The organism is Mycoplasma sp. 4463, assembly GCF_048381515.1.
In the GTDB taxonomy this organism is placed as follows: domain Bacteria; phylum Bacillota_I; class Bacilli_A; order Mycoplasmatales; family Metamycoplasmataceae; genus Mycoplasmopsis.
In genome coordinates, this window is record NZ_JBLWID010000044.1 from 1 (window position 1) to 1014 (window position 1014).

The window sequence follows — 1014 nt, forward strand, 5'->3', positions numbered from 1 at the left end:
AAAAAAAAAAAAAACTTAAAGAAAAAGTTGAAAAACTTTGATTTAATGTGAAAAAATGTGAAAATTTACATTTTCTGCAATAAATTACAGCAATTTGAATCAATTTCTTAGGTTTTAATTGTGGATTTTCTAACTTCGAAAACAGTTAGATTAAAAAATAGAGAACTTTTGTATTATTCTCTATTTTTCTATTTGATTTTATAAATTTAATATTAGTATAATTTTTTGTGAATAGCCATACTTGCTGCAATTAAAGTAAAAATTGGGACGAAAAATCCAACGATATATAAAGCCATAATTGTTTTATTTTCATCCTTAATTCTAACAGTAGCAATGATTTGGATAATAAATAAAGGTAATCAAATTGCGCTCATTAAAAGTGAAACAATAATCACACCTACACCGGCACCAACAAATCCAACAGTGGATGCTTCATTAACACCAGCACCAGCATTAGCTGCTGTAAATCCGGCTACTAATGCTGATACAGCTAATACGATTTCAACAAAGATTAAAATTTGAAATAAAATTGATAATACTAATATAGGTACTGATAAAAATTTCTTTTGCATATTTTTTAATCCTTTTGTGTAATTTTTAAATTTAAATATTAACATTTAGAAAGAATGAAATTATTTTAGCTCAATTGATTACTTGTGAAACTTAGAAAAATATTTATATTCAATTAGTTGAGATTAACTTTAATAATTAATAATTGATAGATTAATTAATTAGATGTGAGTTTAATTAAAATCAGTTTTTTTAAATCTAAACAAAATGAATAATTGAATTGTGGAGAATGGAATGTTATATTCTTGTGTATTTTTTGGTCTTATGAACTAAATAATTTCGCCCTTTCTAACCCTTATTCTAAAAAAAAAAAAAAAAATGGAAAGAAAAACATAAAAAACTGCAATTTAGTGTGAAAAATTTACACATTTAGTTGTAATTTACATAAATTTTGAAACAAAAAACATCAAGCGATAAGCTTGATGAGTTGAGTAAATACTATAC

The 1014-nt window shown here is 23.7% G+C and carries 1 protein-coding gene; it reads right to left on the reverse strand.

Translation table 4 applies throughout. The features are described 5' to 3' along the window. Positions 1 to 212: 212 nt before the first annotated feature. The gene (locus ACNF36_RS03000) at positions 213 to 572 is read right to left on the reverse strand and encodes a hypothetical protein (protein ID WP_418303679.1); all 360 of its coding nucleotides are present in this window, start codon (positions 570 to 572) and stop codon (positions 213 to 215) included. Positions 573 to 1014: the final 442 nt, after the last annotated feature.